15 protein-coding genes are annotated in these 13,972 nt (G+C 72.5%); 10 read left to right on the top strand and 5 right to left on the bottom strand.

The window, feature by feature from the left end:
- Positions 1–2: 2 nt before the first annotated feature.
- Entirely contained in the window at positions 3–2,891 is a 2,889-nt protein-coding gene (locus NOCA_RS20735; RefSeq protein WP_238383377.1) for a DUF3427 domain-containing protein, read from the bottom strand.
- A 39-nt stretch (positions 2,892–2,930) separates the two neighbouring features.
- Here NOCA_RS20735 and NOCA_RS28330 point away from each other — a divergent pair, with 39 nt between their 5' ends.
- The 5 genes from NOCA_RS28330 (at position 2,931) to NOCA_RS20715 (ending at position 7,389) form a co-directional block, all read left to right on the top strand.
- Entirely contained in the window at positions 2,931–3,194 is a 264-nt protein-coding gene (locus NOCA_RS28330; protein ID WP_238383376.1) for a hypothetical protein, read from the top strand.
- A 213-nt stretch (positions 3,195–3,407) separates the two neighbouring features.
- Positions 3,408–4,328, top strand: coding sequence for a nuclease-related domain-containing protein (locus NOCA_RS26085; RefSeq protein WP_049774425.1), 921 nt, complete (start codon positions 3,408–3,410; stop codon positions 4,326–4,328).
- A 46-nt stretch (positions 4,329–4,374) separates the two neighbouring features.
- Entirely contained in the window at positions 4,375–5,574 is a 1,200-nt protein-coding gene (locus NOCA_RS20725) for a cysteine desulfurase-like protein (protein WP_011757238.1), read from the top strand.
- 18 nt (positions 5,575–5,592) lie between these two features.
- Entirely contained in the window at positions 5,593–6,585 is a 993-nt protein-coding gene (locus tag NOCA_RS28325; protein WP_011757237.1) for an ERCC4 domain-containing protein, read from the top strand.
- Positions 6,586–6,687: 102 nt separating this feature from the next.
- On the top strand, positions 6,688–7,389 hold the full coding sequence (locus NOCA_RS20715) for a SprT family zinc-dependent metalloprotease (RefSeq protein WP_011757236.1): 702 nt from the start codon (positions 6,688–6,690) through the stop codon (positions 7,387–7,389).
- 76 nt (positions 7,390–7,465) lie between these two features.
- Here NOCA_RS20715 and NOCA_RS20710 read toward each other — a convergent pair whose 3' ends face one another.
- Complete coding sequence (locus NOCA_RS20710) at positions 7,466–8,500, bottom strand: hypothetical protein (RefSeq protein ID WP_041546751.1); 1,035 nt, start codon at positions 8,498–8,500, stop codon at positions 7,466–7,468.
- Positions 8,501–8,615: 115 nt separating this feature from the next.
- Here NOCA_RS20710 and NOCA_RS20705 point away from each other — a divergent pair, with 115 nt between their 5' ends.
- From NOCA_RS20705 to NOCA_RS20695, 3 genes are all read left to right on the top strand, one after another.
- Positions 8,616–10,460, top strand: a complete 1,845-nt coding sequence (locus NOCA_RS20705) for a hypothetical protein (protein WP_041546750.1) — start codon at positions 8,616–8,618, stop codon at positions 10,458–10,460.
- Positions 10,461–10,573: 113 nt separating this feature from the next.
- Positions 10,574–10,834, top strand: coding sequence for a fibronectin type III domain-containing protein (locus NOCA_RS20700; RefSeq protein WP_041546748.1), 261 nt, complete (start codon positions 10,574–10,576; stop codon positions 10,832–10,834).
- 43 nt (positions 10,835–10,877) lie between these two features.
- Entirely contained in the window at positions 10,878–11,447 is a 570-nt protein-coding gene (locus NOCA_RS20695; protein ID WP_337999000.1) for a DUF488 domain-containing protein, read from the top strand.
- A 33-nt stretch (positions 11,448–11,480) separates the two neighbouring features.
- On the opposite strand, the gene NOCA_RS20690 is transcribed toward NOCA_RS20695, so the two are convergent.
- Positions 11,481–11,669, bottom strand: coding sequence for a hypothetical protein (locus NOCA_RS20690; protein WP_011757231.1), 189 nt, complete (start codon positions 11,667–11,669; stop codon positions 11,481–11,483).
- A gap of 144 nt (positions 11,670–11,813) precedes the next feature.
- On the opposite strand from NOCA_RS20690, the gene NOCA_RS20685 reads away from it, so the two are divergent.
- Entirely contained in the window at positions 11,814–12,071 is a 258-nt protein-coding gene (locus NOCA_RS20685) for a hypothetical protein (protein ID WP_011757230.1), read from the top strand.
- A 46-nt stretch (positions 12,072–12,117) separates the two neighbouring features.
- Here NOCA_RS20685 and NOCA_RS20680 read toward each other — a convergent pair whose 3' ends face one another.
- A complete protein-coding gene (locus tag NOCA_RS20680; protein ID WP_011757229.1) occupies positions 12,118–12,432 on the bottom strand; it encodes a hypothetical protein in 315 nt (104 codons plus the stop codon).
- Between the two features lie 226 nt (positions 12,433–12,658).
- Here NOCA_RS20680 and NOCA_RS20675 point away from each other — a divergent pair, with 226 nt between their 5' ends.
- Positions 12,659–13,756 (top strand): hypothetical protein, encoded by a 1,098-nt coding sequence (locus NOCA_RS20675; RefSeq protein WP_011757228.1) that lies wholly within the window; start codon positions 12,659–12,661, stop codon positions 13,754–13,756.
- On the opposite strand, the gene NOCA_RS27665 is transcribed toward NOCA_RS20675, so the two are convergent.
- A complete protein-coding gene (locus tag NOCA_RS27665) occupies positions 13,753–13,920 on the bottom strand; it encodes a hypothetical protein (RefSeq protein WP_011757227.1) in 168 nt (55 codons plus the stop codon). The two genes, NOCA_RS20675 and NOCA_RS27665, sit on opposite strands and share 4 nt — an antisense overlap.
- Between the last annotated feature and the right edge of the window lie 52 nt (positions 13,921–13,972).

Raw genomic sequence — 13,972 nt, 5'->3', positions numbered from 1 at the left:
CGCTACTGCGCCGCCACGCTGGCCGCCCGGAAGAGGTCGGTCGGCATGGCGTGCTCGAGCTTCCAGGTGATCGCGATCGGTCGTTCGCCCTGATGGCTCACGTACGTAGCCGGGCCGAGGAACTGGTAGGGCGCGGTGCCGAAGGGGTCATGCTGTGTGTCGCGCACGAACAGCAGGATGTTGCTGGTGCCGTTGACGTACCGCTGGCCGGTGGGTGAGCCGACCGTCGTGACGTTCTGCGACTCCCAGTGGAAGAGCGTCGGGCTGATCGGGTAGTCGCGGTACATCGTCGTGGGGGAGTAGTCGGCCTCCGACTTCTTGAGCGTGGCCATGAGCAGGTCGGCGTTTGCCGCGGGGGCGAACGCGACGCCCTGCATCATGCTGGTCGGCTTGCGGTCGAGGGTGGCGTAGTCGACGGCAGCCAGGATCTCCTCGCGCTGATACCGGCCGTGGACGCGCAGCGGGTAGGCACTGAGCCCACCAACGAGAGGGGTGGTGACGTGCTGCGCGCCATCGAGTGCGAGGTCGACGACCTCGCGGAGTTCGTCGCGCATGGCCTCCTCCCGACGGAGCGCGTTGAGGCCCGCGTCGTACGACGAGAAGCCGCCCCCGTCCGGCCACAGCGAGAAGAACAGCATGCGTGCGTACCGCTGATCGGCCTGGCCCAGGTCCCGGTATGCCGGGGCATCGTCCGCCAGCAGTTGGAGATAGGTGGTAGCTCGCTCGGGGTCGTCGACGTGGGCGAGAGCGCGATTCCGTTTGGCGAGGCCGGCGGCGTACGCGCTGCGCACGCGAACAGGTAGGCCCGCGTCGACCCGGAGCTGGGTCCAGGACTTCTTGCCCTGCCGAAGCACCTCGGAGAGCGGCAGCCCGGACCGCGCCAGGAAGTCTGGCAATGAGGTGTCGCCCATGGACCGCAGTTCCTGGACCACCTGGGGCCAGCGCCGGGTGACCTGGGCCTTGACGTTCTCGAGGATGAGCTCCTGCGAGGTGCGGTCGAGGATGATCTGGCTGCCAGATGGAAGGAACGGAAAGCCCTCCTCGACGTCCTTGACGAGCTCGCCTCGGGCGCGTCCGGTGAGGGCGCGGAGCTTGGCGTCCCAGCGGAACTCGGCGTGCTGGTGGCCGACGAAGTCGAGGGCGGTGAGGACGGCCTTGTCGGTCGTACGCCTCAGGCCGCGACCGAACTGCTGAAGGAACACCGTTGCGCTCTCGGTCGGGCGCAGAAACAGAACGGTATCGATCTCGGGAATGTCCAGGCCTTCGTTGAACAGGTCGACTGCGAACACGACATTCACCCGACGGCCCCGCAGATCGCTCAGCGCCTGCTGTCGCGCCGTCGGCGCAGTCTCACCACTCACGGCCACCGAAGGGATTCCGGCGTCGTTGAAGACCTTCGCCATGTAATGCGCGTGCGCAACGCTGACGCAGAAGCCCAAGGCGCGCATCGTCGACAGGTTGCCGACCTTGTCGTTGAGCTCGCGCAGGACGATCGCCGCGCGAGCATCGTTGCCGGTGTAGAGGTTCTCCAACTCGGCGTCGTCGTAACGTCCTCGCCGCCACGTGATCGCCGACAGGTCGGTGTTGTCGGCGACGGCGAAGTAGTGGAACGGGCACAACAGGTCGGACTCCAGGGCATCCCAGAGGCGCAACTCGGTGGCGATCCGGCCATCGAAGAAGTCGCGGACGTCGGTGCCATCGGTCCGCTCCGGCGTTGCCGTCAGGCCGAGTAGCTCCCGCGGCGTCAGATGCTCGATGATCCGGCGGTACGTCGGCGCCTCGGCGTGGTGGAACTCGTCGATCACGACGACGTCGAAGGCGTCGGGCGGGATCTGGTGGATCCCGTAGGAGTGGAGCGACTGCACGCTGGCGAACACGTGCTCCCCGCGCTCGGGCCGGGTGCCGCCGTACCAAGACTCTCCGAAACTCCCGTCGGCCAGCACCTCGCGGTAGGTCCGACGGGACTGCTCCAGGATCTCGGCGCGGTGGGCGACGAAGAGAAGCGTCGGTCGACGACCGGGCGTGTGCCCGGCCAGCCGCCGGTAGTCGAGCGCGGCGACGACCGTCTTGCCCGTTCCGGTCGCCGCCACGACCAGGTTGCGGTGTCGACCACGGATCGTCCGCTCGACGTCGAGGTCGTCGAGCATCTTCTGCTGGTAGGCGTAGGGCCGGACCTCGAGACCCGACAGCGTGAGCGTGACGCGGTCGTGCTGCTTGCGGCCGCTGGCCTCGAGGAGTGCATCGTCGAGACGATCGCGATCCTGCGCGGGGTCGTAGCGTTCGAAGCTGGCGTCGTTCCAGTACGAGTCGAACGTCGCCTCGAACTTCTGGAGCAGGCTCGGGGTGGCGATCTTGGACAGACGTACGTTCCACTCGACCCCATCCAGGAGCGCGGCGCGCGACAGGTTGGAGGAGCCGACGTACGCCGTGTCGAAACCGGTGTCACGACGGAACAGCCAGGCCTTCGCGTGGAGGCGGGTCCGCTGCGAGTCGTACTGCACGCGCACTTCGGCACCGAACTCCTCGACGAGCCGATCGAGCGCTCGACGCTCGGTGGATCCGAGATAGGTGGTGGTGACGACCCTGAAGGGGATGCCCGCCCGTTGCAGTTCCCGAAGGTCGTCGTCGAGTAGGCGGACTCCATGCCATCTGACGAAGGCACAGAGCAGGTCGACGGAGTCGGCCGAGGCCATCTCGGCCCGGAGCTCGGCCGCAAGACTCGGCTCATCGCGTGCATTCGTGAGGAGTGCGGCCTCTGACAACGGGGTCTTGGGTCGGGATCCGTACCGCCCTGAGCCACGCACACTCCGCTCCTCGAGCAGAGAGCCGAGCAGCCGCGTGGGCGGCTCGATGGCCTCGCGCGAGTCGAGCGCGGTGAGAACCGCGTTCACCGATGCCAACCGCTGGCCGCGATCGCTGATGCTCTCGAGATGACGCTGCACAACCTGAGCGACGTGTTGTGCGATGACGTGTGGCTCGTCCGCCTTGTCGACCGCGAGTTCAGCCGCAGCCAAGCGCTCGGTCGCTCGGAGGCGGTCTCGAAGTTCCGGAGTGATGAGCGACTCGTAGAGACCTTCGTGCACGGGCCGAGCTTGCCAGGCCATGCAGACATCGGGCTGGCATTCGGGTTGTGGTCGTGCCGCCCAGCCTCAAGTCCAGCTCGACCGATGACCGATCGCTACGCGCCAGCGTGAGCCCAAGCACGCGCCATCATGCGTTGAGCTTTCACCGAACCGACTTCCGCCTCCGTCTCTCCTGCCCCACGTTCCCCCAGGCTCAAGTTGAGCCTGAGCTCGACCGATGACGCTCTTGCATCTCGGACGGGGGTCGACATGGCAGGAGAATCAGCGGAGCAGCTGGCTCGTCGCCAGCGTGAACGCGCCGAGCGACTCCTGAGGTCTGCCCAGATGTACGAGCGCGGGGCGCACGGGGAACGCGCCACCGCGACGATCCTCGACGCACTGCGTCACGAGGGATGGGCTGTCTTCCACGACGTCAAGTGGCCCGGTCGTCCACGCGCGAACATCGACCACGTGGTCGTCGGTCCGCCTGGGATCTACGTGATCGACTCCAAGAACTGGTCGGGTCGGATCGATGTCCGGGACAACACGTTCCGATGCGACGGTCGGAAGCAGGACAAGATCGTTGCCGCGGCCGGTGACGCGGCGCTGGCAGTGGCCGGTCTGGTCAGCGCCCCGGCAGCGGCCACAGCGCGCTCGGTGTTGTGCTTCGTCCGCGAGGAACACCTCGCAGGATGGTGTTACGACGTGATGGTCTGCTCGACCGGGAACCTCCGGGAGATGCTCTTGACTCGACCTCCTGCCCTGACGGTCGATCAAGCGCGGATGGCGGGTCTCGAGCTCGACATCGCGTTCCGTGCCGCAGCCCAATCAACTGTTCCCGCCTCCGCGGCGAGACCTGTTGGCCGCAGACCTATGCCGACGCCGCGGGTCACGGCACCCCCGCCTCGGCGACACAGCCCGAAGAGCCGGAAGAGGCACGGGCTTCAGCGTCAGCTCTTCGGCCTGTTGCTCGTCGTCGTGGTTGCCATGGTCGGGCTGACGCAACTTCCGCGCCTCGCGAGTCTCAGCGACGATGTCGCCAAGGCCATCGTGCCGCAGCCGGCGGTCAGCTATGACAGCTGCAAGGAGCTTCGCGGTGTGTATCCGAACGGAGTAGGCACTACGGCCGGAGTCGACAGCCTTCACCGCAAGCAGCTGCCGGTCGTAGACATGGCCGTGTACGCCGCGAACAGGGCACTCGACACGGACCACGACTGGATCGCGTGCGAGCGGGGTCAGGACCGGCCCTCGTCCGGAGGCCGATGAGCCGACCGCCGAGCCTCAGATCGACTCGTGCGGAGAAGATGTCCCCATGACCTTCGACGTCGACCGCATCCGCAAAGACTTCCCGGCCCTCGACTCCGGCACCGCCTACTTCGACGGGCCGGGCGGCAGCCAGGTGCCGCGGCAGGTGGCCGAGGCGGTGGCGGGGACGATGACGTCCGGGATCTCCAACCGTGGCCAGGTCACGGCGGCCGAGCAGCGCGCCGAGGACGTCGTGGTCGGTGCGCGGGCGGCGGTCGCGGACCTGCTCGGCTGCGACCCGGGCGGGGTGGTGTTCGCGCGGTCGATGACGCAGGCGACGTACGACGTCTCCCGCGCGCTCGCCAAGGAGTGGGGGCCGGGTGACGAGGTGGTGGTCACTCGCCTGGACCACGACGGGAACATCCGGCCGTGGGTGCAGGCGGCGCAGGCGGCGGGCGCGACCGTGCGGTGGGCCGGGTTCGACCAGGAGACCGGCGAGCTGGGCGTCGACGACGTCCGCGAGCAGCTGTCGGCAAGGACCAAGCTGGTCGCGGTGACGGGTGCGTCGAACGTCCTCGGCACCCGGCCCGACGTGCCGGCGATCGCGGCTGCGGTGCACGAGGTGGGTGCCCTGCTCTACGTCGACGGGGTGCACCTGACCCCGCACGTGCCCGTGGACGTCGCGGCGATCGGCGCCGACTTCTACGCGTGCTCGCCGTACAAGTTCCTGGGCCCGCACCACGGCATCGTGGTCGCCGCACCGGAGCTCCTGGAGCGGATCCACCCGGACAAGCTGGTGCCGGCCGGCGACCAGGTCCCGGAGCGGTTCGAGCTCGGGACGCTGCCCTACGAGCTGCTCGCCGGCACCACGGCTGCAGTCGACTACCTCGCGGGCCTCGCCTCGGACGCGGCGGACCGGCGGACCCGGGTGCTGGAGTCGATGCGGGCAGTGGAGCAGCACGAGGAGGCCCTGTTCGCGAGGCTGTTGGACGGGCTGCGCGGGATCGACGCCGTCACGCTGTACGGCGACCCGGAGCGGCGCACCCCGACCGCGTTCTTCTCCGTCGCCGGCCGGGCGGACCAGGAGGTCTACGAGCGCTTGGCCGCCGCGGGGGTGAACGCTCCGGCGAGCAGCTTCTACGCGATCGAGGCATCGCGGTGGATCGGCCTCGGCGACACCGGCGCGGTGCGGGCCGGGCTCGCGCCGTACAGCAGCGCCGACGACGTCGAGCGGCTGCTCGCGGGGGTCGCCGAGATCGCCGGGTGAGGGTGGCAGACTCCCGGCATGCCGTCGCGACAGACGACGTACGACGACTTCGTGGTCGCGCGCAACCCGGAGGCCGACTCCTCGTTGCCGTACCTGTTGCGGATCCCCTATGGCGAGCGCGGCATCCTGCTCAAGGCGCGAGAGGCGTGGCCGCGGACCAGCAAGGTCTACTGCCACCGGTTCGAGGAATGGCCGGCCGACGTCGAGGTGGTCGAGCGCGTGGGGGTGCGATCCTGCGTACGTCGGGGCGCGGCCATCGACCTCGTCCTCGACCGGGCCCGGGAGAACCGGTCGCAGTTCGTGATGTCGTTCGCCCGCGGCGGGCGGCAGGCGATCTTCTGGCAGACCGCGCGGACCGCCAAGCAGGTCCGGCCGCGGGTGCAGACCCCGCGGGCACGGGCCAGCGGGCTGGAGGACCTCGAGATCGTCGTGGACGTCTCGGAGCGGTACGCCTGGTCGTTCTCGGCCCAGCAGGCCACCACTCGGCGGGAGCGGTTGCCGGCCGGTGACTACGCCGTGCTGCACCAAGGCCGGCCGGTCGGCGTCGTGGAACGCAAGGGGCTGGGCGACCTGGTCAGCTCGTTGACCACCGGCAAGCTCAAGTACCAGCTCGCCGACCTGGCCGCGGTCCCGCACGGCGCTCTGGTCGTCGAGGACCGCTACTCCCGCGCCTTCCAGCACAAGATCGTCCGCGCCGCCGTGGTCGCCGATGGGCTCGCGGAGTGCCAGGTGGCGTTCCCGAACGTGCCGATCGTGTTCTGCGAAACCAGGAAGCTCGCGCAGGAATGGACCTACCGGTTCCTCGGGGCCGCCCTGGCCGAGGCCGTGCAGGACCAGCCGGGCGAGCTGTACTTCGGTGGACTGGCCACCGGCAACGTGCTGCCGCCGCGCGAGCCGACGTCCGCCGAGATCCGGGCCTGGGCGATCGCTGCGTCCCTCGAAGTCTCGGACCGGGGCCGGATCCCGGCCGCCGTGCGGGCGGCGTACCTCGCCGCCCACGAGTCCGAGTAGCGCGTCGGCGGCTCGCCGGGGCGGCCACGTCTGACGGGTTGTCGGTGCCCGCCTCTAGCGTTCTGCCGACGAGGAACTGCTGGGAGCGGTGAGGAGACCGGAATGGACCTGGAGGCGGCGCGCCGGCTCGGACGCGAGCTGCTCGACCAGCACGGACTGACGACCTGGACCCTGGTCCTCGACCGCGCCAAGCAGCGGGCCGGCGTCTGCCGGCACGCACGTCGTGAGATCGGCCTCAGCGCGCCGCTGACGACCCTGCACCCCGAGCCCGAGGTGCGCGACACGATCCTCCACGAGATCGCCCACGCTCTGGTCGGCCCGCGCCGCGGCCACGACGAGGTCTGGCGGGCGGCCGCGCTGCGGATCGGGTGCAGCGGCCAGCGGTGCACGGACCCGCAGCTGCCTGGCGTGGCCGGCGACTGGGTCGGCACCTGCCCCGCCGGTCATCGGATCACCCGCCACCGCCGCCCGTCGCGGCCCGGGTCCTGCGCGACCTGCTCGCCGGGGTTCTCCGCCGACCACCTGCTCACGTGGACCTACCGCGGCGCCCCGGCCGCCATGACCGCCGGCTACCGGGCCGAGCTGGCGCGGGCCCGGTCCGAGTCCTCCGAGCCCGCCCTGTTCGACCTGCCGGCCGGCCTCGGCGACCGGCTGCGGATCGCCGCGCCCGGCAGCAAGTACGACGGGCTCACCGGCACGCTGGTGAAGCGGGGTCGGACCCGCTACCACCTGCGGGTCGGCGGGCAGGTCCTGACGGTGCCGTTCGGGTGCGCCCAGGCCGTGGCCGACCGGGTGTCACCATGACCCTGAACATGACCCTGAACACGACCTCGGACCGTGACCCCGGACGTCGACCGCGCGCCTGAGCTGCCGGCCGAGGTCAGGTCCAGGCTTCGACGGCCTGCTCGAGGTTGAGCACGATCGCGGCGGCGGCGAAGTGGTGGTCGCCGGTGCTGCTCTGGGCCTGGACGACGCGGGAGCGGAGGGCCGAGACGTCCGCGCGGGCTGCGTCGGGATCGGCCTCCTCCCGAAGCAGGGCGGCGACGCACCGCAGGGCCTGGGCGGTGCTCGCCCGGAGCGAGGCGGCGGCGGGGTCGTCGTGGCGGATCTCCGCACGCTGGTCGGAGACCAGGGCGATGACCTCGTCGACGCAGCCGGTGAGCCGCTGGAGGGCCTGAGCGCGCAGGTCGTGCCGCTCGGTGCTCTCGGCCCAGCGGGCCGCCTTCCAGTTGGCGCGCCTGGCGTCGCGGGCCTCGTCCATCAGGCCGTCGGCGTCACGCGCCGTACCGGCCAGGGAGTGCCGCAGCGAGTTCCAGTCCCGTTCGCCGACGATCTCCCGCTCGAGCGCCGTGGCGAGCTCGTCGAGGTGGTCGGCGAGCTCCGTGCGGAGCCGCTCCTGGGCGAGGGCGGCCGGGGTGAGCGGCAGCTGGGGGAACGCGACGTAGACCCCGACGCCGACCACGGCGCCGAGGGCGGTCAGGCCTCCGTACGCCGCGGTGTACTCGATCGGGTCGCCCTTGCCCGCGACCAGCACGAACATGGCGGCCAGCGGCACCCAGCTGCCCATCCCGCCGGCGAGGCCCGCACCGCCGACGATCACGCCCGCCACCACGGCCAGCCCGAGGGGGATCGGCTCGGGCAGCGGAGCACCGATGGCGATGAGCGCGAGCACCGAGCCGAGGAGGATCGCGAGCACGACCTCGAGCGCGCTCCGGGCGGAGCGCACCACGGAGGTGGAGACGACGGCCAGGGCGCCGAGCGGGGCGTAGAAGGAGTACTCCGCGGCGAACCCGCCGAGCGGCTGCACCACGAGCCAGGCCAGCATCGCGGCGAGAGCCGCCTTGATGGCCATGAAGAAGTGCGGACGCGCCCGGGCCCCGGCCCGGGCCCGGCGTGCGGCGGTGGTGGTGTTCATGGGGGACCCGTACCCGGCGACGCCGGGCGGGTCACGGGGCCCACCGAGCCCACGCCCTAGCATCGACGCTGTGTGTCCCGCCGGACGCGGAGAGATCTCGGTGGAGGGGTGTGACGTGGGAGCTGGCGAGGAGCCGGAGCGGCGCCTGGACCGGGTGGTGCTCGGGTCCGGTGAGGCGCCGGAGGACCGGCTGGCGGCCACCGCCGCCGGACTCGCTGTCGGCGGTCTGCGGATCACCGTGACCGGCACGGACGACACGGTGCTCGAGAAGACCCGCGACCGGCTCGGGGTGGTGCTCACGCCGCGGGATCCGGCGGCCCAAGTGGCGGACCCGGCACTGCGGTGGCTGCCGCTGCCGGTGCGCGGGGACCTGCCGCTGACCACCGAGGAGCTGCAGCGCCTCGTCCGCCTGTTCGCCCGCACGACGCCCGAGCACGAGCGCCGACGGCGGCAGGCGTTCCCGCCCGTGGAGGCCGTCCCGACCGACGAGGAGGTGCGCGTCCTCGCCGACCGGGTGACCCGGGGCGACCTGGCCGCCCGGCAGCTCGACCCCAGCCTCCGCGAGGTCCTGGAGCGCGCCGACGCCAGCGAGGTCCTCGCCACCATCCGCGAGGTCAAGGCTCGACTCGGTGAGGTGCTGCGGCACCGGCGCGCCTGGGTGGTCCGGGTGGTCGATGTGGCGCTCGGCGACCCCGGGGCCGAGACCTGGCAGCGCCTGTCGGCCCACGCCGACGGCATCGAGCACCTGCTCCGGTCGCTCGCCGAGCTCGGCGACGCCGTGGTCGAGGGGGTCGAACCCTCCGAGGAGGCGGCCCAGGCCTTCGGCGCCCTGCAGGACGAGCTCGCCGCGGGGCAGCCCGCGCGACGATGGTTCCGGGGTCGGACGCAGCGGACGGCCGCCCGCCTGCTCGAGAGCGCTCGGGTGGACGGCGAGCCGGTCACCGACGTCGCCGGCGCGTCCACCGTACGGCGCTTCCTCGAGGTCGCCGCCGAGTCGGCGGACCTGGGGCAGCAGCTGGGCTCGCTCGGGGTGCCGGTGCCCCCGGACACGCCGCGGGACGGGATGGTCGCCGGGTACGCCGAGGTGCTGGAGGCACTGCGCGCGATCTCCCGGCTGGTCGACGTCTCCCGGCGCCTGGTCCAGGTGCTCGGACCGGGGCCGGTGGAGGAGCTGCCGGTCGCCTCGCTCGAGGACGCCGAGCGGGTCGGCTGGGCCGGTGACGCGCTGGCCGCGGTCCGCGAGGGCGAGCTGGCGCGCCGCGAGCTGGAGACGGCCGCGAACACCCTGGAGCAGGCCGCGGTGAGGGTCGCGGCGGCCGAGCGCCTGGACCAGCCGGCGCCGGAGGTGGCCGAGCTCGTCCTGTGCCTGCGCGCCGCGGCCGACCAGGCCTACGCCGACTGGCACGTGAAGATGGCCGCCGCGCGACGGGCCCGGCGGCTCGCGGTGCTGCGCGAAGAGCTCACGTCGCGACTCGCCGAGGGCGCGCCCGGTCTGCCTGCCCTGCTCGAGGCCGACGCCACGGAGGCGAGCTGGGCGCCGCGGATCGCGAGGTGGGACGCCGCGTGGGCGGCGGCCCGCGAGCTCTCGGAGGCGATGGCCGGCCCCGCGGTCCGGGTCGTCGCGATGCCCGAGCTGATCGCGCAGAGCGCCGCCGGCGGGCGGCTCGACGTGCTGGTCGTCCACGACCCGACCGCGGAGCACGCCGAGGACCAGCGGCTGCTCGACCTGGCGCCGAGGACCGTGGTCGTCACGAGGCCGGCGGGTCCCCGCGAGGTGGTCCTGGAGCTGGCGTCGACCGGCCCGGTCAGCGGCGCGGAGGTGCGGGCCGCCACCGGACTGAGCCCGGCGCGGTCGCGCACCCTCCTCCAGCAGCTCGTCGACGCCGGCGAGCTGGTCCGCACGGGAGCCACCAGCGCCACCCGGTGGCACCGGGCCGATCCCGTCGGCGACCACCGGTAGCGGCCACGACCGGGAGGTGAGCCGCGCCACGACCGGGTCACGTCACGGGCGGCGCCGCGGCACGTCCCTGCGTCGGAGCCGCCGATCCGGGTGCCGCCGGTCCGCCGGGCCGGGTGCGCAGACCGGACCTGACCCGCGCGAGCCGGGGCCGGGTCGTGGTGCGCTGGAGCGCTCCGTCGGACAACGCCAGCCCGATCAAGCGGTACCGGATCGTCTCGAGCAGCGGTCGGGCGAAGGTCGTCGGCGCCGACGTACGACGGACCGTGTTCAAGGCCGGTCGCGGCCGGCACGAGTTCACCGTGGCGGCTGTCAACGCGATCGGGTTCGGACGCCCCAGCCGCCCGGCGGTGATCCGGATCGTCGCCCGGCGCTGATCGCGGGACCGGTGGGTCGTGACGGTGGCACCGACGGTGGGTACTGGCGGGGCAGGAACCCGAGGAGGCCCCCATCGTCACGCTGCTCACCGTCGGCCACGGCACCGCGAGCCAGGATGAGCTCACCGAGCTCCTCACGGGTGGCGGGGTGGGCCTGGTCGTCGACGTACGACGCTTCCCCGGCAGCCGTCGCCACCCGCACGTGGCGACCGACCGGCTCGAGCGGTGGCTCCCGGCAGCCGCCGTCGCCTACCGCTGGGAGCCGCGGCTGGGCGGACGCCGCCGGGTCCCGCCGGACGAGCGCGACGCCGACCCGTGGTGGCGGGTCGAGGCGTTCCGGGCGTACGCCGCGTACACCCGCACCGAGGAGTTCCGTGAGGCGATGGACGGCCTCCTCACGGAGGTCTCCGCGCGCGCCGACGCGAGCACCGCGGTGATGTGCAGCGAGAGCCTGTGGTGGCGCTGCCACCGCCGGCTGATCGCCGACGTCGCGGTGCTCCTGCACGGTGTTCCGGTGCTGCACCTCTGGCACGACGGCAGGCGCACCGAGCACGTGCCGGCCGCGGGCGCGCGGGTCACCCCCGACGGGCTGCGCTACGACGGGGACCGCTGACCCGCGCCGTCGGGCGCGGGCGGCGTCCGGCGCTCAGCCCGCGAGCCGCTCCAGCCCGTAGTAGACGAGGAACGCCGGCCAGACGATCCCCTCGAGGATGGCCAGGACGTACCACCAGAAGCTGTCGGCCTGCTGCCAGAACCACACCCACGCGCCGAAGATGCCGATCCCGTACAGCGCGCCGCTGGCGCCGGAGTACGACGAGCCCGTGTTGTCACCCATTGATCTCCCCTCCGCCCCCGACGCTAGTGAGCACGTCGGGCCGGGGCCAGGGTCCCAGGACCCGATCCAGGAAGGGTCCGAGCCGCTCAAGGAACCTGCCGGGCGAGCCGATGAATCCTTGGAGAGGACAGATCGGGGAGTGACGTGGCCACTGAGTGGACCGGTCAGTCGGCTCGCCGTCGGAGACCCGACCGGCCGCAGGCCGGGTACGACGAGCAGGCGAGCCCCTCAACGCTGCGACTGCTGCTCTTCCTCGTGCTCGCGGTCCTGGTCCTCAGCATGGTCCCGTGGCTCGGTGAGGCCACCGGGTTGATCGGCCGGGACGCGCCGCCGGTGCCCGCCCCGACCGCCCCCGGTCCCGCGTGTGCGGGTGGGGTCGCCTGCGAGCCCGGCACGAGGTGAGCCCGGCGGCCCGGTGAGGGCCGGGCACGAGGTGAACCCGGCGGGCTCAGAGGGTGACCCGGGCCACGCAGGTCTCACCCGTCGCGCGGTTGGTCGCGCGGAACGTGAACGCGTCGCGGCTGTCGAGGGCGTCGCCGTCGTGGCGCAGCTTCCAGCGCCAGGTCTGGCCGGCCCGGTTGCCGTCGATCTCGGCCTCGACCTCGATGCGGCCGTCGTCGGGACCGGCCTTGATCTTCCAGTCGGTGCGGCCCGAGCACGACCCGGAGCGGCGTACGTCGGAGCCGGCGGCGCTTGCGGGTGCGGCGGCCAGGACCGGGACGGCGAGCAGGACGGCAGCGGTGGTGGCGAGGAGTGTCTTCATGGCCCGAGCCTGCGCGCGCGAGATGAGGCGGGGGTGAGGCCTCGGTGAGGGTCCTCTCACGGCGGTCGCCGGCGGTTGTCCACAGATCGTTCGGACCCCCTGGCGGCGCGGGCCCCGCGAGGCGTTCGCTGGACCCATGCCGAAGTCTCGGGGACGCAAGCAGAAGCAGACGGGGACCGGATCAGGACCACGACCCGGGGGCCCGGGTGCGCCGTACCTGCGCAGGATGGCCGGCCTGGTGCGCCTCGCCGACGAGGCCGAGGCGCGCGGCGACGCGGCGGCGACGCTCGAGGTGATCAGCCGGCAGCCCCTCGACGAGCGGGGCGAGCTGTTCTGGCGACATTGGCGGATCGCCCGGCTCGAGCAGCTGATCGTGCTCGAGCCGTTCCTGCCGAGGTGGGTCGTCTCGCGCTGGATCCTCGAGCAGGCGGCCCAGGCGTGCGACCCGACGACGAGACGCGGCCGGGCCTTCGCCCGCGACGTCACGGTCGAGCTGCGTGGCGGCCGCGACGCCCTGCCGGGGGTCGACGAGATCGACGCGCTCTCCCGCGTGGCCGACGACGACTGGGTCTACCGGCAGCTCTACCTCTACGACCAGGGCGGACTCGCGGCGTTCCTGCGGCACGGGGCGGCGGCCGATCTCGTGGCCGGGGCGGACCGGATCCAGGAGTGGGTGTCCGCACCCATGCGCGCGCTGCGGTTCGTCCGACGCGAGCCGGCGCTGCTGCACTGGGCCGACGTCGCCACCGGCGCCCCGGTCGGCGTCCCCGATCTCGGTGCCGCCGCGTTGCTGCTGCCCGGGGAGACCGTGCTGGGCCGGCTGGTGCCCACCTCGGACGGACCGATGCTCGAGGGGACGCCCCTGCCGGTGCCGGCCGACGTCGCTGCGGCGGTCGCCGCGGACCCCGGTGACTGGGTGGGCGCCCTTCGTCGGTGGGAGCCCGGCGAGGAGGGGCGCCACACCGCGATCATGCGCGGCAACCACCTGCTCACCGACGTGCCGGAGGTCGTCTGGGAGTACGCCGTCCTGCGCTGGGCCGAGGTGCTCGGCGCCCCGCTGACGCCGGGCGTGCTGGCCGAGTCTGGGGCTGCGCTGGTGCGAGCGGCGCTCCGGGGCGAGCTCTCCACCGGCGTCGACGACGCCGAGGTGGACCTGTGGCCGTGCGTCGCGGCCGTGCTCTGCTCCCCGCCGATGATCGAGCGGGTGGCCGACCGGATCCGGCCCGAGGACGCGCCCGGGCTGCTGGCCCTGGCCGACCGGCTCTTCGGCCCCGCGGCAGCGATCTGTCGCGAGCTAGCCACGGCCGCCCGGGCGGCCGCCTAGGACTCGGCGCCGTTGTCGTCCCGGTCGTAGACCGGGCGCATCCGCAGGTCGTCGCGAGGGTCGGCGGGCGCACAGCAGCCGGTGACCCGCTGGCCCTTCAGCGATGAGACCCGGACCAGCACCGCGACCAGCAGGATGAACGCCGCAAGGGCCAGGAACACCATGAGGGCCTCCGATCGTGCCGTGCGAGTGGCGACGGCTGCCTCCACTGTAGGA

The sequence above is a fragment of the Nocardioides sp. JS614 genome, assembly GCF_000015265.1.
Classification (GTDB): Bacteria; Actinomycetota; Actinomycetes; order Propionibacteriales; family Nocardioidaceae; genus Nocardioides.
This window is presented reverse-complemented; position numbering and strand designations above follow the sequence as displayed.

Coding starts and splice junctions, on each gene's coding strand:
- NOCA_RS20690 (WP_011757231.1), bottom strand. CDS start 11,669: ATGGGTGACAACACGGGCTCGTCGTACTCCGGCGCCAGCGGCGCGCTG.
- NOCA_RS27665 (WP_011757227.1), bottom strand. CDS start 13,920: ATGGTGTTCCTGGCCCTTGCGGCGTTCATCCTGCTGGTCGCGGTGCTG.
- NOCA_RS20725 (WP_011757238.1), top strand. CDS start 4,375: ATGACCTTCGACGTCGACCGCATCCGCAAAGACTTCCCGGCCCTCGAC.
- NOCA_RS28325 (WP_011757237.1), top strand. CDS start 5,593: ATGCCGTCGCGACAGACGACGTACGACGACTTCGTGGTCGCGCGCAAC.
- NOCA_RS28330 (WP_238383376.1), top strand. CDS start 2,931: ATGACGCTGCACAACCTGAGCGACGTGTTGTGCGATGACGTGTGGCTC.
- NOCA_RS20715 (WP_011757236.1), top strand. CDS start 6,688: ATGGACCTGGAGGCGGCGCGCCGGCTCGGACGCGAGCTGCTCGACCAG.
- NOCA_RS20710 (WP_041546751.1), bottom strand. CDS start 8,500: ATGAACACCACCACCGCCGCACGCCGGGCCCGGGCCGGGGCCCGGGCG.
- NOCA_RS26085 (WP_049774425.1), top strand. CDS start 3,408: ATGTACGAGCGCGGGGCGCACGGGGAACGCGCCACCGCGACGATCCTC.
- NOCA_RS20680 (WP_011757229.1), bottom strand. CDS start 12,432: ATGAAGACACTCCTCGCCACCACCGCTGCCGTCCTGCTCGCCGTCCCG.
- NOCA_RS20675 (WP_011757228.1), top strand. CDS start 12,659: ATGGCCGGCCTGGTGCGCCTCGCCGACGAGGCCGAGGCGCGCGGCGAC.